Raw genomic sequence first — 25,461 nt, 5'->3', positions numbered from 1 at the left:
GATACCAGACGCGCAGAGCGCCCGGACCACGGCGGCGCGGCGGAGGCAGGATGCAGAGACGGGCCGTGAAGTCGGCGATGAGGACGTTCGAAGTCCTCGAGCTTTTCGCCGAGCGGCGTCGCTCGATGGCCCTCAACGAGATCTATACCGAGCTGGGCTATCCGCAGTCCAGCACGACCAACCTGCTGAAAAGCATGGTTCTGCTAGGGTATCTCAACTATAATCGGAGCAAGCGGACCTATCTGCCGACGATGCGGCTAAGCATGCTGGGCAATTGGGTGGCGGGCTATATCCAGTCCGAGGGGCATTTCCGCGACCTGGTCGACGAGATGCAGCGGCGGACCGACGAAACCGTCGGCCTGTCGACGCAGAACGACCTGTTCATCCAGTATCTGTTCCTTCACGGCCCCAACCACGAGTTCAAGAACGTGCCGCCCGACGGCACGATGCGGCTGCTCGTCGATTCGAGCGGCGGACGCGCGATGATGGCGCGGATGAACGATCGCGCGATCGACAAGCTGTGCCGGTACACCAACCATTACGAAATGAAGGACGACCGCGTCAGCTACGAAGCGGTGATGAAGGACATCGCCTGGATCCGGCACGTCGGATATTGCTATTTTCCAAACTGGCCGACGCCCGACGTGTCGTCCATCTCGATCGCGCTGGATGCGGACCTGCACGGGATTCCGCTGGCGATCGGGGTGGGCGGGCTGGCGGACCGGATCTCGCGCAACAAGGCCGATATCCTGTCCATCATGCGCGAACTGATCGCCGAGTTCAACGAGCGCCACGCTCCGGCGGCGGCGTTGGCCGCGCCGACCGAGGATGCGCCGATCGAGGACGGGCCGGTGGCGGACGACCGATAGGGTCAAGACCCCGGCGCCACGATACGCGTATGTGATTTTCGCGGCCTTGCGCGGCTTTTCGTCCGGTTCGCGCGCCGTGCGCCGCATGTGTCTCTCCAACACGCTCGAATGTGGAGAGGTTTCGGATGGGCGATATGCAGCAACAGGACTCGGGCCCGGTGGTAAGGCTGGACGCCATCGTCGTCGGGGCGGGGTTCGGCGGGATGTACATGGCGTATCGTCTGCGCGAACGCGGGATGGCGATGGTGGGGATCGAAGCCGCGGGTGATGTCGGCGGGGTCTGGTACTGGAACCGGTATCCGGGCGCGCGGTGCGACCTGATGTGCGTCGACTACAGCTATTCCTTCTCCCCCGAGATCGAGCAGGAATGGACGTGGAGCGAGCAGTTCGCCGCGCAGCCCGAGATCCTGGCCTATGCCAATTTCGTCGCGGACCGGCTGGACCTGCGCAAGGATTTCCGGTTCGAGACTCGCGTGACCAGCGCGGTGTGGGACGATGCGCGCCGCCTGTGGACGGTGAGGACCGATCGCGGCGACATGTATGAGGCGACCTATTGCATCATGGCGACGGGGCCGCTGTCGATCCCCAAGGATCCCGAGATCGCGGGGCTCGACCGGTTCGCGGGCGACATCTATCGCGCGCAGAAATGGCCGCATGAGGCGGTCGATTTCGCCGACCGACGCGTGGGGCTGATCGGCACCGGATCGACGGGAATCCAGATCGTCACCGAGGTCGGCAAGTCGGTGGGCGAGTTCTATGTCTTCCAGCGCACGCCCAGCTTCACGCTGCCGATGCGCAACGACAAGCTCGACGCAGCCTATGTCAGGGAGATCAAGGAGCATTATGCGGGGCTGCGCACCGCCGCACGCGCGAGCACGCTGGGCGGGGTGCGGCCGTCGACGACGCGGCCGTTCTTCAGCCTGCCGCCGAGCCAGCGCATTCAGCTGATGGAAGATGCCTGGAAGATGGGCGGCCACGCGTTCCTCGGCACTTTCTCGGACCTGATGACGAACCCCGACGCGAACGAGCAGGTCGCGGAGTGGGTGCGGAACAAGATCAGCGAGGTCGTCGAGGATCCGAAGACCGCGGAGGCGCTGAAGCCGCGCGGCTATCCGATCTTCGCGCGCCGGGCCTGCCTCGACACCTTCTATTACGAGCAGTTCAACAAGCCCAACGTCCATCTGGTGAACCTGCTCGAGGACCCGATCGTCGAGATCACCGAGACGGGCGTGCGGACAAAGAGCGGGGAGGTGCCGCTCGACGCGCTGATCCTGGCGACGGGCTATGACGGGCTGACCGGCGCGCTGATGGCGTTCGAGGTGCGCGGGCGAAACGGGCGCGACCTGCGCGAGAAGTGGAGCCACGGTGCCGAGTCCTATCTCGGGCTGATGATCGCGGGTTTTCCGAACCTGTTCATGATCTGCGGCGCGAACGGGCCGGCGGCGCTCGCCAACATCATCTCGATCAACGAGCAGAATGTCGATTGGGTCTGCGCGCTGATCGAGCATATGGAGGCGACCGGCCAGGTTACCGTCGAGCCGACCGCCGAGGGGGAGGCGCGCTGGATGGAGATCGTCCACGAACTGGCGGAGAAGACCCTGCTGTCCAAGGCCAACACCTGGTATGTCGGTGCGAACGTCGCGGGGAAGACGCGAGGGCTGACGATGTTCACCGGTGGCTTCGCGAAATATGGCGAGCATTGCCAGGCGGTCGTCGAGACGGGGTATGGCGAGTTGGTGTTCGAACCGGCCTCAGAGATGGCGAACGCCTGAGGCGATCGTCAGGCGGGTGGGGCGATCGTTTCGAGCGCTGCCCGCCACGCCGCAGGCAGCGTCACCGGGCGGCGACCGTCGCGCGCGACATAAACATGGGTGAAGGCGGCTTCCGCGACGGGCAGGTCTTCGCCGGCGACGAACGCGCCCAGTTCGTAGGTGACGCTGGATGACCCGATGCGGCCCACCGCGAGCCCGATCTCGACCGGGGTCGGATAGGCGACCGAGCGCGCGTAGCGGCAGCGGGTATCGACGACGAGCCCGATCGGATCGCCACGCTCGATATCGAGAAGCCCGCGATCGATCAGCCATGCGTTCACCGCGGTGTCGAACCAGTGGTAATAGATCGCATTGTTGACGTGGCCATAGGCGTCGTTGTCGCTCCAGCGCGTGGGGATCGCCTGCCAGACGGGGTAGTGCGTGCGTAGGCGTAGCGGGGGTCTGCTCATGCGGGCCTCGTAGTCCGGTCGATGCCGGCAGCCTTGAACCGGACCGGCGTTCGCGCGCAATATCGTGCATGGAATAGTCGGATCGCGGCCGCACGGCGTGGTGCTTTGCGCTTGCCCGCGTGATGGCGAGGCGGGAGAGAAGCGCCATGAAGATCCAGGCCGCCATACTGCGCACCATCGGTGCACCTTCGCCCTATGCCGAGAGCCGGCCGTTGCAGATCGAGACGCTCGAGCTCGACCCGCCGGGCAAGGGCGAGGTGCTGGTCCGGATCGCGGCGGCGGGGCTGTGCCATTCCGACCTGTCGGTCATCAACGGCGATCGCCCGCGCCCGGTGCCTATGGCGCTGGGGCACGAGGCGGCGGGCGTGGTCGAGGCGCTTGGCGAGGACGTGGCGGACCTTGCGATCGGCGACCATGTGGTGATGGTGTTCATGCCGAGCTGCGGGCACTGCCTGCCGTGCGCCGAGGGGCGGCCGGCCTTGTGCGGCCCCGGCGCAGTCGCGAACGGGGCGGGGACGCTGCTGAATGCGGGGATGCGGCTGCACGACGAGGCGGGGGCGGTGCATCATCATCTGGGTGTCTCCGCCTTTGCGACCCATGCGGTGGTATCGCGTCGCTCGCTGGTGAAGGTCGACCCGGACCTGCCGCTGCACGAGGCGGCGCTATTCGGGTGCGCGGTGCTGACCGGGGTGGGGGCGGTGGTGAATACCGCCGCCGTAAAGGCCGGGCAGACGGTTGCGGTGATCGGGCTGGGCGGAGTCGGGCTCGCTGCGGTGCTGGGCGCGATCGCGGCGGGGGCGGCGCAGGTGATCGCGGTGGATCTGGCGGAGGACAAGCTGGCGCTGGCGACCGAACTGGGCGCGACCGCAGTGGTTAAGGCCGGGGCGGATGCCGTCGCGGCGGTGCGCGCGCTGACCGACGGGGGATGCGACGTGGTGCTGGAGATGGCGGGATCGGTCCGCGCGCTCGAAAGCGCGGTCGCGATGACGCGGCGGGGCGGGACGACGGTGACCGCAGGGCTGCCGCCGCCCGACGCCGCGCTGGCGGTGAACGTCGTCGCACTGGTGGCGGAAGAGCGGACGCTGAAGGGCAGCTATATCGGCACCTGCGTGCCGACGCGCGACATCCCGCGCTATGTCGCGCTGTATCGCGCCGGGCGGCTGCCGGTCGACCGGCTGGTGAGCGGGTATCTGCGCCTCGACGAGATCAATGCGGGGTTCGATGCGTTGCATGCCGGGCGCGCGGTGCGCCAGATCATAAGGTTCGACGCATGACCGATTTCGTTTCGACCAACCCCGCGACCGGGGAGGTCATCGCCCGCTATCCCGTGATCGATGCGGCTATGCTCGACGCGACGCTCGACCGTGCGGTCGCGGCGGCGCGGGCGTGGGGAGAGACGCCGATCGACCGGCGCGCCGACGTGCTGCGTGCCGCGGCGGGCGTGTTGCGGGAGCGCGCGGAGGATCTGGCGCGGACGATCACCGCAGAGATGGGCAAGCCGATCGCCCAGGCGCGCAGCGAGGTGGAAAAATGCACCGGCCTTTGCGACTGGTATGCGGCGAACGGTGCGGCGTTCCTCGCCGACGAGGCGCTGCCGGTCAGTGACGACGGCGCGGCGACGCTGTGCTGGCAGCCGATCGGCGTGGTGCTGGCGGTGATGCCGTGGAACTTCCCGTTGTGGCAGGCGCTGCGCGCAGCGGTGCCGATCCTGCTGGCGGGCAATGGCTATCTGCTGAAGCATTCGGACAATGTGCAGGGGTGCGCGGAGGCGCTGGTCGATGCGCTTGCGGCGGCGGGGTTGCCGGGGGGAGTGTTCGTCAACGCGGCCCTCGCGCAGGACGCGATCGTGCCGCTGATCGCGGACCGGCGGATCGCCGCGGTGACCGTCACCGCCGGGGTCGCGGCGGGTGCGGCGATCGCGGCGGAGGCGGGGCGCAACATCAAGAAGTCCGTGCTGGAACTCGGCGGGATCGATCCGTTCGTGGTGCTCGCGGACTGCGATCTCGACGCCGCAGTGGCCGCGGCAGTGCGCTCGCGCTTCCTCAACGGCGGGCAGGTGTGCATCGCCGCCAAGCGTCTGATCGTCGAGGCGCCGATCCTTGAGGCGTTCACCGCGAAGTTCGTCGAGGCGGTCCGCGCGCTCGAAATGGGCGATCCGATGGACGAGGCGACCTTCATCGGGCCGATGGCGCGCGCGCGTGGCCGTGACGAGTTGCACCGGCATGTCGAGGCGAGCGTGGCGGCGGGGGCGGACCTGCTGCTGGGTGGCATGCCGGTCGACGGGCCGGGAACCTATTACCAGCCGACCGTCCTCGGCGGGGTGACGCCCGACATGGCAGCATCGTGCAACGAGCTGTTCGGGCCGGTGGCGGCGATCATGGCGGCGGACGATACGGAGCACGCGATCGGACTCGCCAATGACAGCGACTATGGCCTGTCCGCAGCGTTGTGGTGCGGCGATCCCGCGCGCGCGCAGGCGCTGGCGCGACGGATCGAGGCGGGGGCGGTGTTCGTCAACGGCATGTCCGCGTCCGATCCGCGGGTGCCGATCGGCGGGATCCGGAAATCGGGCTATGGGCGCGAGCTGTCGTGGTTCGGGCTGCGCGAATTCACCAATGCGAAGCTGATCTGGGCGCGGTGAGGCCCGGGCGTCTTCTTCGCGGAAGTGGAGGAAGCCTGATTTTGACGATCGAACGAATGGCGTGCCCAGCGACGCCCGGGCCGACGAACGCACTATCGTCATGCCGGGCTCGTCCCGGCATCCACCGTTGCGTGAACGGATCGGATTTGTGTTCGCGGCACGGTGGACCCCGGAACCCGTCCGGGGTGACGATCGAGGCGGGTGATCTGGAATCGCTACCGCCGACTGGTATCCGACCGGACGGTCATCCCCCCAGATGATCGCGGTAGCGCGCGCGGAGTTCGGTCTTCAGCAGCTTGCCGGTCGCGGTGTGAGGGAGATCGTCGACGACGAGGATGTCGTCGGGGAGCCACCATTTCGCGACGTGCGCGGTCAGGTGATCGAGCATCGCGGGCGGCGCGATCGTCTCGCCGGGGTGGAGGCGCAGGAGGAGGATCGGGCGTTCCTGCCAACGCGGGTGGGGCACGCCGATCACCGCGGCCTCGGCGACCGCGGGATGCGCGGTGGCGGCGTTCTCGAGGTCGATCGAGCTGATCCATTCGCCGCCAGACTTGATGACGTCCTTGGCGCGATCGGTGAGGTGGAGGAAGCCGTCGGCGTCGATCTTCGCGACGTCGCCGGTGTCGAGCCAGCCCTCGGCGTCGACCGCGGAACCGGGCGCGTTACCGTAATAGGCGTTCAGGACCCATGGCCCCCGGACCTTGAGCAGCCCCGCCTCGGCGCCGTCGCGCGCGAGTTCGCGGCCATCCTCGCCCTCGATCCGCAGTTCGATGCCGAACACCGCGCGGCCCTGGCAGGCGAGCACATCGGTCAGCGCATCGCCGGTATAGTCGGCCTGATGCGCGAGCGGGCGGCAGACGGTGGCGACGGGGCTGGTTTCGGTCATTCCCCAGGCCTGGTTGGCCTGGACGCCGAGCAGGTCGCGGAACGTTTCGATCAGCGCGCGCGGGGTCGCGGCGCCGCCCATGAAGACGCGGTTCAGTTTCAGCGCCGCGCGGTCCGCCGCGCTCACGTGGCGCGCGATGTGGTCGAGCACCGCGAACCACAGCGTCGGCACGCCGAGCGAGAAGGTGACGCCCTCGTCGCGGAGGAGTTCGTAGACCGACGCGCCGTCGAGCGCGGATCCGGGCATGACGAGCTTGGCGCCGCACATCGCCGCCGCGAACGGCAGGCCCCAGGCGTTGACGTGGAACAGCGGCGGCGCGAGCAGCACGGTGTCGCGCGCCGACAGCGCCATCGAATCCGCCGCGCACGCCGAGAACGCGTGGAGGACGGTGGAGCGGTGGGAGTACAGCACGCCCTTGGGATTGCCGGTGGTGCCCGAGGTGTAGCACAGGCTCGACGCGCTATCCTCGTCGAGCACCGGCCATGCGGCGAGCGGTTCGGCGGCGGCGACCAGCTCTTCATAGGCGATAAGGCCGGGGATCGGGCTGGCGGGAACGTCGGCGGCAGCGCACAGCACGATGACGGTTTCGATGCCCGTCAGGTCCGCGATCACGGGTTCGAGGATCGGCAACAGGTCCGGGTCGACGCAGAGGATGCGCGCGCCGCCGTGGTCGACGATGTAGCGGATCTGCTCCGCGAACAGCCGCGGGTTGACGGTATGGAGCACCATCCCCGCGGCGGTGACGCCGTAATAGAGTTCGAGATGCGGCAACCGGTTCCACGCCAGCGTCGCGATGCGGTCGCCGGGTTTCGCGCCGAGGTCCCGGAGCATCGTCGCGACGCGTCGCGCCCGCTGCGAAACCCGCGCCCAGTCCGATCGCTCGAGGGTGCCGTCGGGGCGGCGCGAGACGATTTCGGTGCGCGCGTGGTTGCACGCGGCGTGGTCGATCAGCGCGCCGGTCGTCAGCGGCTGGCGTTGCATCAGGCCGATCATGTCAGATTCTCCGCAATTACAGGGGGCGAGCTGCCGCCGCGTCCTCGCGGTGGACCAGCCGGGTCGCGTGGACGAACATCAAACCGCTGAGCAGCATCGGCGCGCCGACCAGCGCGATCGCGACCCGAAGGCCGTGGATCGGGCCGAGCCATGCGCCGAGCCAGTCGCTCATGACGCCGACGAACAGCGGGCCGAGCGCCAGCCCGATGAGGTTCACGAACAGGATCTGGATCGCCACCGCCATGCCGCGCATCCTGGGCTCCGCGACGGTCTGGATCGCGGCATAGACGGGCCCGTAGCTGAGCGTCTGGCAGAACAATGCGGCGCCGAGCAGCGCCATCGACACGCGCATGTCGGGCGCGAGCGCGACGATCGCGAACAGCGGTGCGGCGACGGTGAGCGCGACCGCGCAGAACAGTACGTAGTTGGCGATGCTGGCGCGCGCGAACCGGTCCGACAGGAATCCGCCGAGGAAGGTGCCGAGGCCGCCGCACACGCCGACCATCAGGCCGAGCAGGATGCCGAGCAGCGCGGTGGGCGCCATGCCGACGCCGGTCGCGAGCGCGCCGAGCTGGTCGGGATGGGTGCGCAGGTACAGCGAGCCCGAAAAGGCGCTGAGCCCGTAGAAGGCGAAGGCGGAGAAGCCCGAGGCGACGCAGATATAGGCGAAGGAGCGTTTGCGCCACAGCGTCGCGAGGCCCTCGCGCAGCGGGATCGCTGGCGTGGCGACGGCATGGCGGCGCGGTTCCTTCATCACCAGCGGGACGATCACCGCGAGCACGAGCCCGGGCGCGCCTGCGATGAAGAAGGCCCAGCGCCAGCCGAGCGTCGAGGCGAGGATGCCGCCGACGACGAGCCCGGTGAGCGAGCCGAGCGGCACCCCCATCTGGTACATCGCGAGCGCCAGGGCGCGGCGCTCGCGCGGGACGTAATCGGTGATGAGGCTGTGCGCGGCGGGGGTGCAACCGGCCTCGCCGACGCCGACCCCGACGCGGGTCAGCAGCATCTGGCCGAAGGTGCGCGTGAAGCCGCAGGCGATGGTGAAGACGCTCCACACCGCAAGTGCGCCCGCGATCAGGTGGACCCGGTTGGTCTTGTCCGCGAAGCGCGCGAGCGGCAGCCCGGCGGCAGTGTAGAGCAGCGCGAAGGCGAGCCCGCTGATCGCGCCGATCTGGCCGTCCGACAGGTGCAGGTCCGCCTTGATCGGCTCGACCAGGATGGTGAGGATCTGGCGATCGAAGAAGTTGAGCGTGTAGATCAGCATCATCAGCAGCATGATGCCGAGGGGGAAGACGCGGGGGGCGTCGACGGCCGGGGCGGGGGCTGATGCCAGGTCGGTGGGCATGTCCGTCACGACGACGCCGTCGGGTACGGTGGGCGGGAACTGGGCCGTCGTCTGGGATGTCACGTCGCTCTCCGGGCAGCCGATCTGCCGTCGGGCCGGGCGCGATGATAGGCGGGCGCGGCGGCTTGTTGATCGCGCGCGGCAGGGATGCGGCTTTATCACCTATGTAAATTGCCGACAGTCCGGTGCGGGCGACGCGCGTTGGACGGCCGGGCGCGTCACGATCCGCGAAATAGGCAACGGCTTGGGAGAGGCGCGACGTGACGCGGCGTATCGATGCGCATCATCACCTGTGGGACGTGGACAGCGGCAACCATCCGATGCTGTCGACCGCGCCGGTGATGCGGTTCTGGGGGAACAGCGGCGAACTGCCGAAACATTATGCGATCGACGCGTTCCTCGCGGATGCGACGTCGCAGGGCGTGGTCGCTTCGGTGCATGTCGAGGCGGCGTTCACTCCGCCCGAGCGCGAGGCGGCGGCGATGCAGGCGATCGCGGATACGCATGGCTTCCCGCAGGCGTTCCTGACGCGGATCGACCTCGCCGCGCCCGATGCGGAGGTCCGTGTCGCGGTGGATGCGACGCATGCGAACTGGCGCGGGGTGCGAATCACAGCGCCGTGGCCGGGGGATCCGGCGCTAGCGGATACCACCCCGCCCTTCGCGCGGAGCGACTGGCGGCGGGGGTTCCGCGCGCTGGGGGCGGCGGGGGGTGTCGCGGACGTGATGGCGTGGCCGGGGCAGCTGGCCGAGGTGGCGACGCTCGCGCGGGCATTCCTGGACATCGCGATCGTGATCGAGCATCTCGGGTTGGCGGACGGCGATCCGGCATGGGACGCGGGAATGGTCGCGTTGGCGGCGTGCCCGAACGTGACGGTGAAGCTGTCGGGGCCGGGGCTGGTGCGTCGCGACTGGTCCGCCGCGACGATCGCGCCGGTGATCGCGCGGCTGATCGCGCTGTTCGGGGGCGACCGGCTGATGATCGGCAGCAACGCGCCGGTCGACCTGGTGATGGCGGACTATGCAACGATCGTCGCGCGGTTCGACGCAGCGATCGTGGACCTGCCGGCGCGCGACCGGGCTGCGCTGTGGCACGATACCGCCGCGCGGTTCTACCGGATCGCGTGATGGAAATCGCGTTCTTCGGGGAGCATCGTGCGAAGCTGGGTGAGAGCCCGGTGTGGGACGACGCGCGGCAATGCCTGTGGTGGGTCGATTCGCTAGCGAGGCTCATCCACGCCGCCGCGGCGGACGGCACGCCGGTCGCGACGTTCTCGCAGGAGCAGCCGGTGGGAAGCATCGGACTGGCGCCTGGAGGACTGGTCGCGGCGCTGGCGGACGGGTTCTACCGGATCGACGGAACGACGGGGGCGGCGGAGGCGATCATGCGCTTGCCGCGCGACGCGACGCTCAGGCTCAACGACGGCAAGGCGGATCGCAGCGGGCGGTTCCTGAGCGGGCAGATGCAGGTGCATGGCACCGGCGCGACCCCATCAGAGGCGGGGCTGTGGCAGCTCGATGCCGGCGTCGCGACGCGGGTGGAAGGGGGACTCGCGCTGACGAATGCGATCTGTTTCTCGCCCGACGGCGCAACGCTGTATTTCGCGGACAGCCTGGAAGGGGTGATCCGCGCCTATCCCTATGACGCGGCGACGGGGGCGATCGGGGCACGGCGCGATCTGGTCGATTGCCGCGACTTCGGATCGGGGCCCGACGGTGCGACCGTCGATGCCGAGGGCAACCTCTGGGTCGCGCTGGTGCTGGCGCAGCGCATCGCGTGCATCGCCGCCGACGGCACGCTGTTGCGCGCGATCGACCTGCCGATCCCCTATCCCGCCTGCCCGGCGTTCGGCGGCGCGGACATGGCGACGCTGTTCGTCACCTGCATCGCGGATTCGGGCCAGCGGCTGAAGAGCGACCACCCCGATGCGGGGCGGATCCTCGCCATCACCGGGCTGGGCGCGACCGGCATCCCGGAGGGGCGCTACGCGGCGGACAATCACATCCGCGAATAACCCGCCGCTGCACTCGCCCGGATTGTCCGCGCGGGTGCGGCATCTATCGCTGGCTGCCGAGAGGATAACGGGAACGCCCATGAACCTGGATTTCGACGCCGCCGATCTCGCCTTCCGCGACGAGGTGCGGGAGTTCTTCGCCGAGGGCATACCGGAGGCGTGGCGGACGAAGGTTCGCGCCGGGCTGCGGCTGGAGCCCGAGGATCTGGTCTATTACCAGCGCCGGCTCAACGATCGCGGCTGGGGCGCACCGACCTGGCCGGTCGAATATGGCGGCACCGGCTGGACGCCGACGCAGCAATATATCTTCTGGAGCGAAGCCGCGCGCGCCGATGCGCCCGCGCAGTTCCATCAAGGGCTCGAGCTGATCGGGCCGATCATCTTCACCTATGGCACCGACGCGCAGAAGGCGCGCTACCTGCCGCGGATCCTGACGCTGGAGAACTGGTGGTGCCAGGGCTATTCGGAGCCGGGCGCGGGTTCAGACCTCGCCGCGTTGCGTACGCGCGCGGACCGCGACGGTGATGATTACATCCTCAACGGGCAGAAGATGTGGACCAGCTATGCGCATGTCGCGAGCCACGTCTTCGTGCTGGCGCGCACCTCGCAGGAGGCCAAGCGGCAGCAGGGTATCTCGCTGATCCTCGTCGACATGACGACGCCGGGGCTGCGCGTGCAGAAGATCCCGACGATGGACGAGAAATACCACACCAACGAGCTGTTCCTCGACGACGTCCGCGTGCCTGTCGCGAACCTGCTGGGCGAGGAGGGCAAGGGCTGGGGATACGGCAAGGTGCTGCTCGACCGCGAACGGATGGTGAGCGCCGCCACCGCGATCTTCCTGACGCAGACGGTGCGCGGGATCCGCGACGCCGCGACCCGGCGGCGCATCGGCACCCTGCCGCTGATCGAGACGCCGGGGTTCGCGAGCAAGCTGGCGCAGTACGAGATCGAGGTGATCGCGTTGCAGACGATGGTGCTGCGGCTGATGGACGACGCCGCGAGGGGCGCGGATTCCGGGCCGCGCGGATCGATGGTGAAGCTGCGCTGGTCGCAGCTGACGCAGGCGGGGACCGCGCTGTGGGCTGAGGCGCTGGGGCCGGAGGCGGCGCATTTCGCGGCGCTGGGCGAGGGCGGGTCGCTCGATCCCGACATGCCCTATGCAATGCAGGGCGCGCTCTATTCGCGCGTCACCTCGATCTATGGCGGATCGAGCGAGATCCAGCACAACATCATCGCGCGCCGCGCGCTCGGCCTCTAGAAAAGGGCGCTCATTCATGGATTTCAGCTATTCGGACGAGCAGCAGATGCTGCGCGACAGCGTCGACCGCTATGGCGCGGAGACATGGGCGGCATCGGACCGCCTGAAGATCCTGGCGGCGGGTCCCGAGGCGGCGAAGCGGCGCTGGGCGGAGATGGCGGAGCTGGGCTGGCTGATGCTGCCGATCGCAGAGGCCTATGGCGGGCTCGGTGGTGGTGTCGCGGACGTGATGGCGGTGATGGAGGGCGTGGGACGGCACCTGATGGCTGTGCCTTATGTCACGTCGTGCGTGCTGGTTCCGGCGCTGATCGACGGCAGCGACGCGGGTGGCGAATTGCTCGAACGGATCGGCGCGGGCGAGAGGCTGGCGGCGGCGGGGCTGATCGAGGCGGATGGCGGCTACGACCTTCACCGCGTCACGACGCGCGCGGAGCACGGCGCGGACGGCTGGCGCGTGTCGGGCGCGAAATGCCATGTCGAGGACGGCGCGGATGCGGACTGGTTCCTCGTTTCCGCCCGGAGCGCGGGCAGTGTCGACGAGCGCGACGGCATCGGCCTGTTCCTCGTCCCCCGCACGGGGGAGGGCGTGACGGTGGAAGCGTTCCGCGCGATCGACGGGCATCGCCATGCGCGGCTGACGCTCGACTGCGTGGCGGCGGTGCCGGTCGGCGAGCCGGAGGGGGCGTTGCCGGGGATCGAGGCGGCGGTCGACCGCGCGATCGCGGCGCAACTGGCCGAGGCGGTGGGGTCGATGGAGGCGGCTTCCGCAGCGACGCTCGACTATCTCCGCACGCGCCAGCAGTTCGGCGTGGCGATCGGCAGCTTCCAGGTGCTCCAGCACCGGATGGTCGACATGATCGTGGCGGGCGAGGAGGCGCGGTCGATGGCGTATCACGCGACGCTCAACCTGCACCGCGACGCGCGCGAGCGTGCGCGGGCAGTGTCGGCGGGGAAGGTTCGCGTGTCGGAAAGCGGCGTGTATGTCGGGCAGCAGGCGGTGCAACTTCACGGCGGGGTCGGGATCAGCGAGGAACTGATCGTGAGCCACCATCTGCGCCGGCAGATGATGCTGGGCCTCGCCTTCGGTCCGCCCGAGCATCACCGCGCGCGCTTCGCCGGGATCTGGGCATGAGCGCCCTCCAGACGCTGCTTGACCGCGAGGCGATCCGCGACTGCCTCTATCGCTATTGCCGCGGGATCGATCGGGTCGACGAGGCGGCGCTGCGCTCCTCTTACTGGCCCGACGGCACCGACGACCACGGCCAGTACAAGGGCAGCGCGCAAGGGTTCTGCGACTGGGCGATGGGCGTGCTGCCGTCGATCGATCGCGGGATCCACCAGTTGCACAACATGCTGATCGAGCTGCGTGGGGAGCAGGCCGCGGTCGAGACCTATTTCTCCGCGTTCCAACGCCAGCCGGGGCCGGAGGGGTTGCAGCAGTGGGACCTGAAGGGACGCTATGTCGACCGGTTCGAGAAGCGCGGCGGCGAATGGCGGATCCTGAACCGCGTGGTTGTGTACGACTGGGTAGAGGAGATGCCGCTGCCGCCCGGGAACGAGGCGGTGCGGTTCGGGAAGCGCCAGCCGGTGGGGGGGCGGTATTCCGACGATCCGGTGTACGCGCTGTTCGGGTAGATTTATATGTCACGTCCATCCCAGCGAAAGCTGGGATCGCGGTGGGGCGGGCATGACGCCTTACCGAAAGAGACCCCAGCTTTCGCTGGGGTGACGGGACGGGGCCGGGGTGACGGGCGCGTTTGTCACGGCATGAACGCATGCCCGAGCCCGCCGTCGACCGCGATCGACTGGCCGTTGATGAAGCTGGAGCGGTCTGAGGCGAGCCACAGCGCGGTCTGCGCGATGTCGCCGGTTTCGCCGAGCCGACCGAGCGGGGAGCGTTCGAGGCGCCGGGCCATCATCTCGTCGCTGAGCATCGCGAGGACGCCCTCGGTCGCGATCGTCGAGGGCGCGATCGCGTTGACGCGGATGCGGTGCTTGCCGAGTTCGATCGAGGCGGCGCGGGTCAGCCCATCGACGCCCGCCTTCACGCCCGCATAGATCAGCGCGTTCGGGCTGCCGAGCCGGCCCGCCATCGACCCGATGTTGACGATCGAGCCGCCCGCCTCGCGCATCGCGGGCGCAGCGGCCTGGATGCCCCAGACGATCCCGCCCATGCCGATCCGGGTCATCCGGTCGAACGTGTCGGGGGTGACGTCCGCGATCGGCTCGTACTTGTTCCACATCGCGTTGTTGACGAGGATGTCGAGGCGGCCGAATGCGGCCATCGTCTGCGCGACCGCGGCGTGGACCGCGCCCTGATCCGACACGTCGCAGCCGATGCCGATCGCCTCGCCGCCCTTTGCGACGATCTCGTCGGCGACTACGCCCGCCCAGGGCTGCTTCAGGTCGAGGACCGCGACGCGTGCGCCTTCCGCGACGAACAGTTCCGCGATCGCACGGCCCAGCCCGCGCGAGGCCCCTGTCACGATCGCCACCCGGCCCGCCAGTTCGCCCGCCATGCTCACTCTCCCATTCGTTATCGGGCCGACCGGTATCAGCGCGGCGCCGCGCCGGTCACGCGCGGGCGTGGCCGCGGCACCGGGTATCTCATGCGCGATAAGCCCAGCGCGGCGTGCGCGGGCTTTGCGCGCGAGGACGCGTGGGCGTTTCCTGTGGGGCAAAGACAAGCAAGGAGAGGACAATGTCCCGGATCGTGATCGTCACCGGTGCCGCGGCGGGCATCGGGCTGGCCGCCGCACGCGGGTTCGCCGCGGCTGGCGATACCGTGGTGCTGACCGACCTGTCGGTCGCCGCGGTGGAGCGGCAGGCGGCGCTGCTGGGCGACCGGCATGTCGGGCTGGCGATGGACGTGTCGGACGCGGCGGCGGTGGATGCCGGCATCGCGGCGGTGGCGGCGCGGTTCGGGCGCATCGACGTGCTGGTCAACAACGCAGGCATCGTCGACGCGGCGGCGAGCGCGGTGCTCGACAAGCCGATCGCGGAGGTCCGCCGGCTGGTCGCGGTGAATGTCGAGGGCAGCTATGCCGCAGCATGCGCGGCGGGGCGGGTGATGGTGGCGCAGGGGGCGGGGTCGATCGTGAACCTGTCGTCGGGCGCGGCGCTGTCCGCGCTGCCGGGGCGGACGCCGTACAGCATGACGAAGGCGGCGATCCTGGGGATGACGCGCGCGCTGGCGTCCGAATGGGCGGGGCAGGGCGTGCGGGTGAACGCGGTGCTGCCCGGCTATGTGCGGACCGAAATCCTCGCCTCGCTGGAGCGCGCGGGGAAGTTCGACCCCGTCGCCGTAGGCGGCGCCGTCCCGATGGGGCGCCTCGCCGAGCCCGACGAGATCGCGGCGGCGATCGTGCATGTCGCGGGGGCGGGGTTCGTGACGGGGGCCGCATTTCTGGCGGATGGCGGGTATGCCGCGTTCGGGGCGCGTTCGGCGGCTGCGGCGAAGGCGGTGAGCGGGCTGGTGCCCGACGGGGCGGTCGTGGTGGCCGGCGGGGCCTCAGGAGTCGGGGCGGCGATCGCGGATCGCTTTGTTGCGATGGGTCGGGCAGTGGCGGTGCTCGACGCGGACGTGAGCGCGATCCCCGCGGATCGCAACGGTTATGCGATCGACCTTGCGGATGAGGATGCGGTGGAGGGGGTGATGGCGCGGATCGGTGCGGTCGCGGTGCTCGTCCATGCCGCGGGGGGTCGGGATATGGCCGATTTCGCGCGAGCGTTCGATGCGGGGGCGACCTGCGCGATGATCGTCGCGCGTGCGGCGGCGCGCGAGATGCGGGGCGGAGCGATCGTCTTCGTGGCGCAAGGGGGCGCGACGCATGCGCAGCGGGCGACGGATGCCGCGATCGCGATGCTGACGAAGAGCCTGGCGTGCGAGTGGGCGGAACGCGGCATACGGGTCAACGCGGTCGCGACGCGCGCCGTGCGCGGCGTGGACGACGATAGGCGATCGAACCCAATGGGGCGGCTCGGCGAACCTGCGGAGGTGGCGGACGCGGTCGCGTTCCTTGCGTCGGACGCGGCGTCCTATGTCACGGGGACGACGCATGTCGTCGATGGCGGCCATGCTGCCGCGTCGATCTGAGGGGGCATAAAAAATGCCGGTCCCGAAGGACCGGCTGCGAGGTGATGGGAGCACGAGGCCCCCGGGGGATCGTGACGATCGTCAGAACTTGTACTGGAACTCCGCCCCGATCACGCGGCCCTTGTTGAGCGCGGAGAAGGTGCCGTTCGGGATGAACGGTGTGGGGCCGGAGATGCCGTAGGTCACCTCGTTGAGCAGGTTCGTGCCGAACACCGAGAATTTGTACCGGCCCATCGTGTAGGCGAGGTTCGCGTCGAGCATCGTCGCCGCGGGAAGGATGCCGGTGTTCAGTTCGTTGTAATAGGCGATGCTGCGGTGGTTGGCGGACACGCGCGCATCGACCGCGCCGGGGCCGGCGGGCAGCGAATAGGCGATCGAGCCGCCATAGGTCCATTTCGACAGCCGCGGCAGGACCAGCGCGAAATCCTTCGCATCGATCACGCGATCGTTGTTCAGGTCCGCGAAGATCTTGTCATAATTGCCGTCGGTATAGCCAAGCTGTCCGGTGAGCGTCAGCCCGCGACCGATCTTGAGCGTGCCTTCCGCATCGATGCCCTTGATCGTGACGTTGGCGGCGTTGGCGACGACCTGGAGCGCGCCGACGCCCGCGACCGGGGTGACGATCTCGCGCTGGACGTTGTCGACCTTGTTGTAGAAGCCCGCGATGTTGACGCGCGCGACGCGGCCGAAATCCTGTTTCACGCCGACCTCGAACGAGTTCTGCGTCTCCTGGTCGAACGGCCCCGGCGCGACCGCGGTGTTGATGCTGCGCAGGTTGTAGCCGCCGCTGCGGAAGCCGCGCGCGTAGAAGCCGTAGAGCTGGGTCTGCTCGGTCGGCTTGTACTGGAGGCCGAGCCGCGGGGTGAAGCCGTCCCAGTCCTTGTTGCTGAAGAAGGTATAGTTGCAGGTGCGCGCGTCGAAGTTGCAGCCGCCCGCGATGATGTTCGCGATGCGGACCTTCTTGTCCTCCTTCGAATAGCGGCCGCCGACGTTGAGCGTGATCTGCTCGTTCAGGTGGACGTCGAACGAGGCGAACGCCCCGTAGCTGTGCTGGTTCTGGACGCCGCCGCCTGCGATCGTCAGCGCGCCGCCCGACAGCAGGCGCTTCTCGAGATAATCGATCTGCTGCCCGAAATAATAGAGGCCGGTCGTCACGTCGACGTGGCCGAACGTGCCCGCGTAGCGCAGTTCGTTGGAGAACTGGTTCTGCTCAGTATGGGTGTAGAAGTGATAGGCGGTCGCGGGCGACGCATCGAGATCGGTGATGAGATCGCCCTGGAAGTTGCGATAGCCCGCGATGTTGGTGATCTTGCCGTCGCCGAAGCCGACGTCGACGTTCGCCTCGAGGCTGGCCATGTTCCAGTTGTTGCGCGACAGGCCTTCCTCGTTGACCGAGATGTTGAAGGTGTCGCGGCCGAACAGCCCGAAGTTCGTCGCGCGCGCGCCGTCACCGAACTGGTGGCCATGTTCGTAGCGCGCGATCAGCTCGACCGTTTCGGTGGGCGTGAAGCGCAGCGCGGGGCGGACGATGATCGTCTCCTCCGCACCGAAATTCCTGTTGCCGTTGAAGCGGTTGGTGAACCAGCCATTGTCGTCGTTGTAGTAGACGGCGAGCTTGGCCTGGAGCTTGTCGGTGACGATCGGGCCGCTGATGACGCCGCTGATGTTCTTTTCCAGACCGGTCGACAGCGCCGCCTTGAAATCCATGTGGAGCGTGTTGCTGGGCACCGTCGAGCGGATGACCACGGCGCCGCCCGTCACGTTGCGGCCGAACAGCAGCCCCTGCGGCCCGCGCAGCACCTCGACGCCCGCCAGATCGAACGTGTCGAGCACGACGCCCGCGCCGATGCCGAGATAGACGCCGTCGATGAAGGTGCCGACGGTGGGGTCGATCGAGGGGATCGAGCTGTTGATGCCCAGGCCGCGGATCGAGAAGTTCGCGTAGCCCGGGCTGGTGCCGAGCTCGGTCAGCTGGACGTTGGGGATGTCGTAGCTGAGGCCCGCGATGCTGCGGATGTGCTGCTCGTCGAGCTGGGTGCTGCCGAACGCGGTGACCGCGAAGGGCACGTCCTGGACGTTCTGCGCCGCGCCGCGCTTCGTCGCGGTGACGACGATGTCCGCGATGCCGCCGTCCTGCGCGGGCTTCTCGTTCGACTGCTGCTCGGGCGTGTCGGCGGCGGCGGGCGGCGTGTCGGCGGCCGGCGTCGCGGTCGTCTGGGCCAGCGCGGCGGGCGACAGGCCGAGCAACGCGACGGCGCCACCTGTCAGCAATGCGGTCTTCAAGCGCGTAACGTGCATCAATAGATCCTCCCCCAACCGGGTCCTGATGGCACGACGTTGCGTGCCGGTATCATTAGGCTGTGTCGGCCCTGGTTGCCGTGGCGTCGGATCGACATGGCACTTGCGTTCGACGCGCCGCTTGTCGCCCCCCGACCCCGCTTTCCTCAACGCCGGGTTCGTTTCGCCCCCGTAAAATCACAAGCGGGATTTCCGCTACGGCGCGCCGTGCTGCGCAGCAAATCGCGTATGGGATTCTGCGCGGGGCGGGCCGTCCGGTCGGTGGCGGCGGCGGGGGTTTGGCTAGAACGCGGACAACGAGCAGGACAAGCCGGGAGAGAGTAGCGTGAGCCTGATAAAGCTGGACGTCGCGGATTACGTCGCGGTCGTGACGATGGACAACCCGCCGGTGAATGCACAGCCGATGGAGTTCATCCAGGAGCTGATCGCGACGTTCGACACCTTCAACGATCGCGACGACGTGCGCTGCGTGGTGCTGACGGGGGCGGGCAAGTGCTTCTCGGCCGGCGCGGAGCTGAAGAACCGGATGGACCTGTCGGCGCCGGGCGCGCGCTGGTCGCGCAATCGCTGGGTGCGCGAGGTGGGCTATGCGATCGCGGACAACGCCAAGCCGACGATCGCGGCGGTGAACGGCGCGGCGCTGGGCGCGGGGATGGGGCTGGTCGCGATGTGCGACATCATCGTCGCATCGGAGCGCGCGGTGTTCGGGCTTCCCGAGGTCGATGTCGGGCTGATGGGCGGGGGCAAGCATGCCGCACGGATCCTGCCGCACTCGCTGGCGCGCCGCATGATGCTGACCGGCTATCGCGCGCCGGCCGAGGAGTTGTACCGACGCGGCATCATCGAGGCCTGCCTGCCGCACGACGAGCTGATGCCGTACGTGATGGACATGGCGCTCAACATCGCGTCGAAGAGCCCGCTCGCGACGCGGTTGGCCAAGGACAGCATGCGTACGATCGAGAACATGACGCTGCGCGACGGCTATGTCTACGAGCAGGGCAATACCGCCAAGCTGGCGCAGTCCGACGACGCGAAGGAAGCGGTCGCGGCGTTCGTCGAGAAGCGCAAGCCGGTCTTCCAGGGGCGCTGAGCGTCATGACGGCGCGCGCGACCGCGATGGACTGGAACTTCGGCGACCTGCTGGATGCCACCGCCGCCCATGTGCCGGGGGACCGCCCCGCGCTGATCCACGGCGAGCGGACGACCAGCTGGGCCGAGTTCGACGCACGCACCAATCGCGTCGCGCGCGCGATGCTGGCGGCGGGGCTGCCGACGGGCGCGCGCGTCGCGATTCTGGCGCGCAACATCCCCGAGTTCATCGAGATCGCATGCGCCGCGTTCAAGGCGCGGCTGAGCCACGTCAATATCAACTATCGCTACACCACTGCAGAGATCGAATATGTGCTGGCGGACTGCCAGGCGCAGGCGCTGTTCTACCAGGGCGAATTCGCCGAACTGGTCGCGCCGCTGTTCGATGCGCTGCCCGACCTGACGCTGAACGTGCAGATCGACGATGACAGGCCTTATGCGGCGATGGCCGGAGAAGGCGACGGCAGTCCGCTGGGGATCGTGCGATCGCCCGAGGACGGCTACCTGCTCTACACCGGCGGGACGACGGGCAAGCCCAAGGGTGTGATGTGGCGCTCCGGCGACGCGCGGACGTCGCAGCTGGAAGCGCCGACGATCAGGACGGTGGTGCGCGACATGGCGGATCATGTCGCGATGGTCGCGGGCAATGCCGCCCCCGGGCGGGTGATCCCGGCGTGCCCGCTCATGCACGGCGCTGGGCTCAACAGCGCGATGGCCGAGTTGGTCGGCGGGGGCACGGCGATCCTGCTGCCCAATACGCGCTTCGATGCCGAGGAACTTTGGGACGAAGCGGAGCGGACGCGCGCGACGCGGGTCCTGATCGTCGGCGACGTGTTCGCGCGGCCGATGGCACAGGCGCTGCAGCGGCATCCCGGCCGGTGGGACCTGTCCGCGATGCGCGTCATCTCGTCCGCCGGGCTGATGTGGAGCCGCGAGGTGAAGCGCATCCTGGTCGACATGCTGCCGCAGGTGACCCTTGTCGATATCCTGGGCGCGTCGGAGGCGTCGGGGTTCGGCTATGCGATCACCACTGCGGAGAGCGAGACGCCGACGGGCTGGTTCGAGCCCGGCCGCCACACCGTGCTGATCGAGGCGGAGACCGATCGCGTGCTGGAAGCGGACGAGCCGGGCGAGGGATGGCTGGCGCGGCGGCCGCCGTTCGCGCTGGGCTATCACGGCGATCCGGCGAAGACCGCGACGACCTATCGCCGGATCGGCGACGAGACGTTCGCGATCCCCGGCGACATGGCGGTGCGCGAGGCGGACGGGCGGCTGCGGCTCGTGGGGCGCGGCAACATGGTCATCAATACCGGCGGCGAGAAGGTGTTCGCCGAAGAGGTGGAGGAGGCGATGAAGCGTGCGCCGGGCGTGGAGGACGCGATCATCGTGGGCGTGCCGGACCCGGTCTGGGGCAAGATGGTGGTGGCGCTGGCGCGCGTGTCCGACGGGTATGACGCTGAGGGCGTGCGCACGGCGATGCTGTCGGAACTGGCGGCGTACAAGCTTCCCAAGCGGACGATCCTGCTCGACGACCTGCCGCGGCATGCGAGCGGGAAGAGCGACTATCGCCGGGCGCTGGAGATCGCGCTGGCGGGGGCTTAGCGGGGGCCGGCCTCGTCACGTTCGCGCTTCGGAGGGACCGTCGATCCAGTGAGCACCGTCACCCCGGACCCTTCGACAGGCTCAGGAGAGTCTCGAGCCGGGGTCCCGCTTCCGGCGGTCGCTTGAGAAGAAGCTGGACCCCGGCTCGAGGCCGGGGTGACGTGCCAGGGCGGGGCGTGTCGCTGAACTTGGGTTATGCCCGAAAGAAGTCGAGTGCTTCGACAGGGCCGACACGGACGGTCGTTGACCCTTAGCGCCGGCGGGCTTGGCGGAATTTCAGGTTTGCGCCGGCGTCGAGCAGGATCGTCTGGCCGGTGATCGATGGCATGGCAAACAACGCGCGGGCCTGTGCCGCGGCGTCGGCGATCGTGGCGGTGTCGGCGGTGGTCGTACCGAGCGGCAGCGCCAGGAGGTTGGCGCGGATGCCGCGGCGGTCGTGTTCCATCGCGACGCTGCGCATCGTGCCGACCAGTGCTGCGCTTGCCGCCGCCTGCGCGGTCGCGTGCCAGCGGCCGAGATAGGCGTCGGATCCGATCACGACGATGCTACCCGACGCGGCGATGCGCGGGAGCGCGCGTTGCAGCGCGGCGATCCGCGCGAGCGTCGCATCGATCGCCTGCGCGGCGAAGGTATCGTCGGCGAGATCGAGGAACGGGGTCTGCGGCGCGGCGTCCATGCCGTCGAGCAGCACCGCGTCGGCTTCGCCGGTCGCGGAGACGCACGCGCCGTCCGCGATCAGCGCCGCGGCGACCGCGGCGGCGATGTTGTCGGCGGGGCTATCGACGGGCGCGGCGAGGAGGAGACGATGCGGCACCATCAGTAGAGCCCCGTGCCGATGGTCTTGCCGCCGTCGACCAGCAGGACCTGCCCCGTCATGGACCGGCCGGCGGGGGAAGCCAGGTACGCGACCGTACCCGCGATCACGTCGGGATCGAGTGGCGCGCCGCCGGGCTCCATCTCGGTCAGCCGCTCGCGCATCGCAGGCGAGAAGCCGTCGATCATCCGCGTCTCGACCATGCCGGGCGCGACCGCGTTGACGCTGATGCCGCGCCAGCGCAACTCGACCGCCATCGCGCGCGTCATGCCCACGATCGCGGCCTTGGACGCGACGTAATGCGCGCCGCCGATGCCGCCGAGATACCCGCGCGAGGCGATGTTGACGATCGCGCCGGTCGCCATCCGCCGCGCGGCCTCCTGCGCGACGACGAAGCTGCCCATGACGTTGATGCGCATCGTCCGCTCGATGAGCGCGGCGGTGAGATCGGCGAAGGGCAGCATGTCTGCGGCGATCGCGGCGTTGTTGACGACGACGTCGAACGGCGCGTGCGCGTCGAGCAGCGCGGACACTGCGGCGCGATCGGTGACGTCGAGGGGCGTACCGACGATCGGCGCGCCGTCCGCGTCCCAGTTCACCTGCGCCGCCGCGACTGCGTCGGCATCGACGTCGGCGGCGACCACGCACCAGCCTGCGGTCGCGAGTGTTCGCGCGATCGCGCCACCGATCCCCCGTGCGCCACCCGTCACCAGCGCATGTTTCGAGGGGCTGCGATCCATGGCGGGATCGTCACCCCGCCCACGCGCGATCGTCATGCGGTTTCGCGCATCCAGGCCGAAGATCACATGGCGGATTGTTGCCGATGCCCCCCGCCATGATGGCCTTGCAGTGCGATGATACCGGTGTCATTCTGGCAGAAGGAAGAGGATCGCAGTATGACCAGCACAGCGGGCGTCAGTCGGCGCGAAGCGGTATCGCTCGTCGCGGCCGGGGCCGGGATCGGCATTGCGGCGGGCGCTGAGGCGCGGGGTGACGCGGAGGTCGCGCCCCAGGCGACGTCGACGCTGTTGTGGTACGCGCAACCCGCGGCAAGCTGGGTCGAGGCGCTGCCGGTGGGCAACGGGCGGATCAGCGCGATGGTGCATGGCGGCACCGATCACGAGCATATCCAGCTGAACGAGGACACGATGTGGGCGGGCGGGCCGTACGATCCGGCCAGCCCGGAGGCGCTGGCGGCACTGCCCGAAGTGCGACGGCTGGTGTTCGCGGGCAAGTTTGCCGAGGCGCAGGCACTGGTGGGCGAGAGGCTGATGGCGCGGCCGATCCGGCAGATGCCCTATGGCACGATCGGCACGCTGGTGATCGACCGTGCGGGTGCGCCGCCGGCACCCGCGCCCGCACGGTCGCCGAGCGGGCTGACGAGCGTGGTGACGCCCGAGCAGCCGGCGGTGCCGATTGCGGGCTATCGACGTGAACTCGATCTGGACAGCGCGGTGGCGACCACCCGCTGGTCCGACGGCGGCGCGGACTATCGGCGCGAGGTGATCGCGTCGCCGGTCGATCAGGTGATCGCGGTGCGGCTGACGGCGAAGGGTTCCGCCACGATCGACGTCGACTTGTCGCTGACGACGCCGCTGAAGCGCGCCGCGACCGAGGAGGGGCGGGGCGGCGAGATCGTGCTGGCGGGTCGCAACGACGATGCGCATGGGATCGCGGGCGCGCTCCGGTTCGAGGCGCGGGTGCGCGCGATCGCGCGGGGCGGGACGGTCCGTCGCGAGGGCGACCGGCTGGTCGTCCGCGGGGCGCGCGAGGTGGTCGTGCTGATCGCGATGGCGACCAGCTATCGGCGTTTCGACGATGTCGGCAGCGATCCGGCCGCGATCACCCGCGCGCAGATCGATGCGGCGGCGAAGCGGGGCCATGCCGCGATCGCGCGCGACGCGAAGGCGGCGCATCGCGCGCTGTTCCGGCGCGTCTCGCTCGACCTGGGCACCACCCCGGCCGCGGATCGCCCAACCGACCGGCGGGTGCGCGACGGGGAGAGCGGCGGGGATCCGGCGCTGGCGACGTTGTACTTCAACCATGCGCGCTACATGCTGATCGCGTGCTCGCGCCCGGGCAGCCAGCCGGCCAACCTGCAGGGGATCTGGAACGACGTGACCAACCCGCCCTGGGGCGGCAAGTACACGATCAACATCAACACCCAGATGAATTACTGGCCCGCCGAGCCGACGAACCTCGCGGAGTGCGTCGCGCCGCTGGTGGCGATGGTGCGCGATCTGGCGATCACCGGGGCGCGGACCGCGCGGACGATGTACGGCGCGCGCGGGTGGGTGTGCCATCACAATACCGACCTGTGGCGCGCGACCGCGCCGATCGACGGGCCGGCGTTCGGCATGTGGCCGACCGGGGGCGCGTGGCTGTGCACGCATCTGTGGGACCATTACGACTATGGTCGCGACACCGCGTATCTGGCGTCGGTCTATCCGCTGATGCGCGATGCCGCGTTGTTCTTCGTCGACGTGCTGCAGGAGGATCCGGGGACGGGTTTCCTGGTCACCAACCCGTCGCTGTCGCCCGAGAACAACCACGGCCACGGATCGTCGATCTGCGCGGGGCCGACGATGGACATGGCGATCCTGCGCGACCTGTTCGACCAGACCGCGCAGGCCGCGACGATCCTTGGCCGTGACGCCGAACTCGCCGCGCAGTTCCGCACGACCCGCGCGCGGCTGGCGCCGTACAGGATCGGCCGCGCCGGCCAGCTTCAGGAGTGGCAGGCCGACTGGGACGCGGACGCGAAGGATCCGCATCACCGCCATGTCAGCCACCTGTACGGCGTCTATCCGAGCCAGCAGATCCAGGCATCGCGCACCCCCGGCCTCGCGGCGGCGGCGCGCCGGTCGCTCGACATCCGCGGCGACGAGGCGACGGGCTGGGCGACGGCGTGGCGGATCGCGCTGTGGGCGCGGCTGGGCGACGGCAATCGCGCGCATCATATCCTGCGCTTCCTGATCGGGCCCAAGCGCACCTATCCCAACCTGTTCGACGCGCACCCGCCGTTCCAGATCGACGGCAATTTCGGCGGCGCCGCGGCGATCGCGGAGATGCTGGTGCGCAGCACGGGCGACGAGATCGTGCTGCTGCCCGCGTTGCCCGATGCGTGGCCGGCGGGTTCCGTGACGGGGCTGCGCGCGCGGGGCGCGTGCGAGATCGCCCTGGCATGGCGATCGGGGCAGGTGGCGGAGGCCACGATCACGCCGTTCGCGGATGGCCGCCGGACGATCCGTGCGGGAGGCGCGACGCGGACGCTGGACGTTCGGCGGGGCCGGCCGGTGCGGCTGTTGGGGCCGGGGTTGGTGTAGGGGCTG

Annotated in this window: 20 protein-coding genes; 13 read left to right on the top strand and 7 right to left on the bottom strand. The window is 69.2% G+C overall.

The window, feature by feature from the left end; genetic code table 11:
* Window positions 1–77: 77 nt before the first annotated feature.
* Window positions 78–869 carry an IclR family transcriptional regulator gene (locus ACV7NO_RS16505; RefSeq protein ID WP_463407044.1) on the top strand — a complete coding sequence of 264 codons (792 nt, stop codon included), beginning with the start codon at window positions 78–80 and terminating at the stop codon, window positions 867–869.
* 125 nt (window positions 870–994) lie between these two features.
* Window positions 995–2,641: a flavin-containing monooxygenase gene (locus tag ACV7NO_RS16500; protein WP_463407043.1), complete on the top strand. Its 1,647-nt coding sequence runs from the start codon at window positions 995–997 to the stop codon at window positions 2,639–2,641.
* Between the two features lie 8 nt (window positions 2,642–2,649).
* Here the strand turns inward: ACV7NO_RS16500 and ACV7NO_RS16495 are convergent, their stop codons facing one another.
* On the bottom strand, window positions 2,650–3,090 hold the full coding sequence (locus ACV7NO_RS16495) for an acyl-CoA thioesterase (protein WP_463407042.1): 441 nt from the start codon (window positions 3,088–3,090) through the stop codon (window positions 2,650–2,652).
* Window positions 3,091–3,236: 146 nt separating this feature from the next.
* Between ACV7NO_RS16495 and ACV7NO_RS16490 the strand changes: the two genes are divergently transcribed.
* Together ACV7NO_RS16490 and ACV7NO_RS16485 are read left to right on the top strand one after the other, a co-directional pair.
* On the top strand, window positions 3,237–4,364 hold the full coding sequence (locus tag ACV7NO_RS16490; RefSeq protein ID WP_463407041.1) for a zinc-dependent alcohol dehydrogenase family protein: 1,128 nt from the start codon (window positions 3,237–3,239) through the stop codon (window positions 4,362–4,364).
* Window positions 4,361–5,731 (top strand): aldehyde dehydrogenase family protein, encoded by a 1,371-nt coding sequence (locus ACV7NO_RS16485; RefSeq protein ID WP_463407040.1) that lies wholly within the window; start codon window positions 4,361–4,363, stop codon window positions 5,729–5,731. Before ACV7NO_RS16490 ends, ACV7NO_RS16485 begins: the two co-directional genes overlap by 4 nt.
* 244 nt (window positions 5,732–5,975) lie before the next feature.
* Here the strand turns inward: ACV7NO_RS16485 and ACV7NO_RS16480 are convergent, their stop codons facing one another.
* Entirely contained in the window at window positions 5,976–7,610 is a 1,635-nt protein-coding gene (locus ACV7NO_RS16480; RefSeq protein ID WP_463407039.1) for a long-chain fatty acid--CoA ligase, read from the bottom strand.
* Between the two features lie 16 nt (window positions 7,611–7,626).
* Complete coding sequence (locus tag ACV7NO_RS16475; RefSeq protein ID WP_463407038.1) at window positions 7,627–9,018, bottom strand: spinster family MFS transporter; 1,392 nt, start codon at window positions 9,016–9,018, stop codon at window positions 7,627–7,629.
* A 197-nt stretch (window positions 9,019–9,215) separates the two neighbouring features.
* On the opposite strand from ACV7NO_RS16475, the gene ACV7NO_RS16470 reads away from it, so the two are divergent.
* The 5 genes from ACV7NO_RS16470 (at window position 9,216) to ACV7NO_RS16450 (ending at window position 13,865) form a co-directional block, all read left to right on the top strand.
* Window positions 9,216–10,082 (top strand): amidohydrolase family protein, encoded by an 867-nt coding sequence (locus ACV7NO_RS16470; RefSeq protein WP_463407037.1) that lies wholly within the window; start codon window positions 9,216–9,218, stop codon window positions 10,080–10,082.
* Window positions 10,082–10,969: an SMP-30/gluconolactonase/LRE family protein gene (locus ACV7NO_RS16465; RefSeq protein ID WP_463407036.1), complete on the top strand. Its 888-nt coding sequence runs from the start codon at window positions 10,082–10,084 to the stop codon at window positions 10,967–10,969. The genes ACV7NO_RS16470 and ACV7NO_RS16465 overlap by 1 nt, the downstream gene beginning before the upstream one ends.
* A gap of 79 nt (window positions 10,970–11,048) precedes the next feature.
* Window positions 11,049–12,230 (top strand): acyl-CoA dehydrogenase family protein, encoded by a 1,182-nt coding sequence (locus ACV7NO_RS16460; RefSeq protein WP_463407035.1) that lies wholly within the window; start codon window positions 11,049–11,051, stop codon window positions 12,228–12,230.
* A 16-nt stretch (window positions 12,231–12,246) separates the two neighbouring features.
* Window positions 12,247–13,362 carry an acyl-CoA dehydrogenase family protein gene (locus ACV7NO_RS16455; protein WP_463407034.1) on the top strand — a complete coding sequence of 372 codons (1,116 nt, stop codon included), beginning with the start codon at window positions 12,247–12,249 and terminating at the stop codon, window positions 13,360–13,362.
* Entirely contained in the window at window positions 13,359–13,865 is a 507-nt protein-coding gene (locus tag ACV7NO_RS16450; protein WP_463407033.1) for a nuclear transport factor 2 family protein, read from the top strand. Before ACV7NO_RS16455 ends, ACV7NO_RS16450 begins: the two co-directional genes overlap by 4 nt.
* A 125-nt stretch (window positions 13,866–13,990) precedes the next feature.
* On the opposite strand, the gene ACV7NO_RS16445 is transcribed toward ACV7NO_RS16450, so the two are convergent.
* A complete protein-coding gene (locus ACV7NO_RS16445; RefSeq protein WP_463407032.1) occupies window positions 13,991–14,749 on the bottom strand; it encodes an SDR family NAD(P)-dependent oxidoreductase in 759 nt (252 codons plus the stop codon).
* A 182-nt stretch (window positions 14,750–14,931) separates the two neighbouring features.
* Here ACV7NO_RS16445 and ACV7NO_RS16440 point away from each other — a divergent pair, with 182 nt between their 5' ends.
* A complete protein-coding gene (locus tag ACV7NO_RS16440) occupies window positions 14,932–16,326 on the top strand; it encodes an SDR family oxidoreductase (protein ID WP_463407031.1) in 1,395 nt (464 codons plus the stop codon).
* 81 nt (window positions 16,327–16,407) lie between these two features.
* On the opposite strand, the gene ACV7NO_RS16435 is transcribed toward ACV7NO_RS16440, so the two are convergent.
* Window positions 16,408–18,624 carry a TonB-dependent receptor gene (locus tag ACV7NO_RS16435; RefSeq protein ID WP_463407030.1) on the bottom strand — a complete coding sequence of 739 codons (2,217 nt, stop codon included), beginning with the start codon at window positions 18,622–18,624 and terminating at the stop codon, window positions 16,408–16,410.
* 325 nt (window positions 18,625–18,949) lie between these two features.
* On the opposite strand from ACV7NO_RS16435, the gene ACV7NO_RS16430 reads away from it, so the two are divergent.
* On the top strand, window positions 18,950–19,714 hold the full coding sequence (locus ACV7NO_RS16430; protein ID WP_463407029.1) for an enoyl-CoA hydratase/isomerase family protein: 765 nt from the start codon (window positions 18,950–18,952) through the stop codon (window positions 19,712–19,714).
* 5 nt (window positions 19,715–19,719) lie between these two features.
* A complete protein-coding gene (locus tag ACV7NO_RS16425) occupies window positions 19,720–21,315 on the top strand; it encodes an acyl-CoA synthetase (protein WP_463407028.1) in 1,596 nt (531 codons plus the stop codon).
* Between the two features lie 250 nt (window positions 21,316–21,565).
* On the opposite strand, the gene ACV7NO_RS16420 is transcribed toward ACV7NO_RS16425, so the two are convergent.
* Window positions 21,566–22,132, bottom strand: a complete 567-nt coding sequence (locus ACV7NO_RS16420) for an SDR family oxidoreductase (protein ID WP_463407027.1) — start codon at window positions 22,130–22,132, stop codon at window positions 21,566–21,568.
* Window positions 22,132–22,869: an SDR family NAD(P)-dependent oxidoreductase gene (locus ACV7NO_RS16415; RefSeq protein WP_463407026.1), complete on the bottom strand. Its 738-nt coding sequence runs from the start codon at window positions 22,867–22,869 to the stop codon at window positions 22,132–22,134. Before ACV7NO_RS16415 ends, ACV7NO_RS16420 begins: the two co-directional genes overlap by 1 nt.
* A gap of 156 nt (window positions 22,870–23,025) precedes the next feature.
* Here ACV7NO_RS16415 and ACV7NO_RS16410 point away from each other — a divergent pair, with 156 nt between their 5' ends.
* The gene (locus ACV7NO_RS16410; RefSeq protein WP_463407025.1) at window positions 23,026–25,455 is read left to right on the top strand and encodes a glycoside hydrolase family 95 protein; all 2,430 of its coding nucleotides are present in this window, start codon (window positions 23,026–23,028) and stop codon (window positions 25,453–25,455) included.
* Window positions 25,456–25,461 lie beyond the last annotated feature (6 nt).

Source organism: Sphingomonas sp. Ell38C01 (assembly GCF_055231975.1).
Note: the sequence above shows the minus strand (reverse complement) of the source record. Positions and strands in the feature narration are given on the sequence as shown.

Coding starts and splice junctions, on each gene's coding strand:
- ACV7NO_RS16505 (WP_463407044.1), top strand. CDS start 78: ATGAGGACGTTCGAAGTCCTCGAGCTTTTCGCCGAGCGGCGTCGCTCG.
- ACV7NO_RS16500 (WP_463407043.1), top strand. CDS start 995: ATGGGCGATATGCAGCAACAGGACTCGGGCCCGGTGGTAAGGCTGGAC.
- ACV7NO_RS16495 (WP_463407042.1), bottom strand. CDS start 3,090: ATGAGCAGACCCCCGCTACGCCTACGCACGCACTACCCCGTCTGGCAG.
- ACV7NO_RS16490 (WP_463407041.1), top strand. CDS start 3,237: ATGAAGATCCAGGCCGCCATACTGCGCACCATCGGTGCACCTTCGCCC.
- ACV7NO_RS16485 (WP_463407040.1), top strand. CDS start 4,361: ATGACCGATTTCGTTTCGACCAACCCCGCGACCGGGGAGGTCATCGCC.
- ACV7NO_RS16480 (WP_463407039.1), bottom strand. CDS start 7,610: ATGATCGGCCTGATGCAACGCCAGCCGCTGACGACCGGCGCGCTGATC.
- ACV7NO_RS16465 (WP_463407036.1), top strand. CDS start 10,082: ATGGAAATCGCGTTCTTCGGGGAGCATCGTGCGAAGCTGGGTGAGAGC.
- ACV7NO_RS16460 (WP_463407035.1), top strand. CDS start 11,049: ATGAACCTGGATTTCGACGCCGCCGATCTCGCCTTCCGCGACGAGGTG.
- ACV7NO_RS16455 (WP_463407034.1), top strand. CDS start 12,247: ATGGATTTCAGCTATTCGGACGAGCAGCAGATGCTGCGCGACAGCGTC.
- ACV7NO_RS16450 (WP_463407033.1), top strand. CDS start 13,359: ATGAGCGCCCTCCAGACGCTGCTTGACCGCGAGGCGATCCGCGACTGC.
- ACV7NO_RS16445 (WP_463407032.1), bottom strand. CDS start 14,749: ATGGCGGGCGAACTGGCGGGCCGGGTGGCGATCGTGACAGGGGCCTCG.
- ACV7NO_RS16440 (WP_463407031.1), top strand. CDS start 14,932: ATGTCCCGGATCGTGATCGTCACCGGTGCCGCGGCGGGCATCGGGCTG.
- ACV7NO_RS16435 (WP_463407030.1), bottom strand. CDS start 18,624: ATGCACGTTACGCGCTTGAAGACCGCATTGCTGACAGGTGGCGCCGTC.
- ACV7NO_RS16425 (WP_463407028.1), top strand. CDS start 19,720: ATGACGGCGCGCGCGACCGCGATGGACTGGAACTTCGGCGACCTGCTG.
- ACV7NO_RS16420 (WP_463407027.1), bottom strand. CDS start 22,132: ATGGTGCCGCATCGTCTCCTCCTCGCCGCGCCCGTCGATAGCCCCGCC.
- ACV7NO_RS16415 (WP_463407026.1), bottom strand. CDS start 22,869: ATGGATCGCAGCCCCTCGAAACATGCGCTGGTGACGGGTGGCGCACGG.
- ACV7NO_RS16410 (WP_463407025.1), top strand. CDS start 23,026: ATGACCAGCACAGCGGGCGTCAGTCGGCGCGAAGCGGTATCGCTCGTC.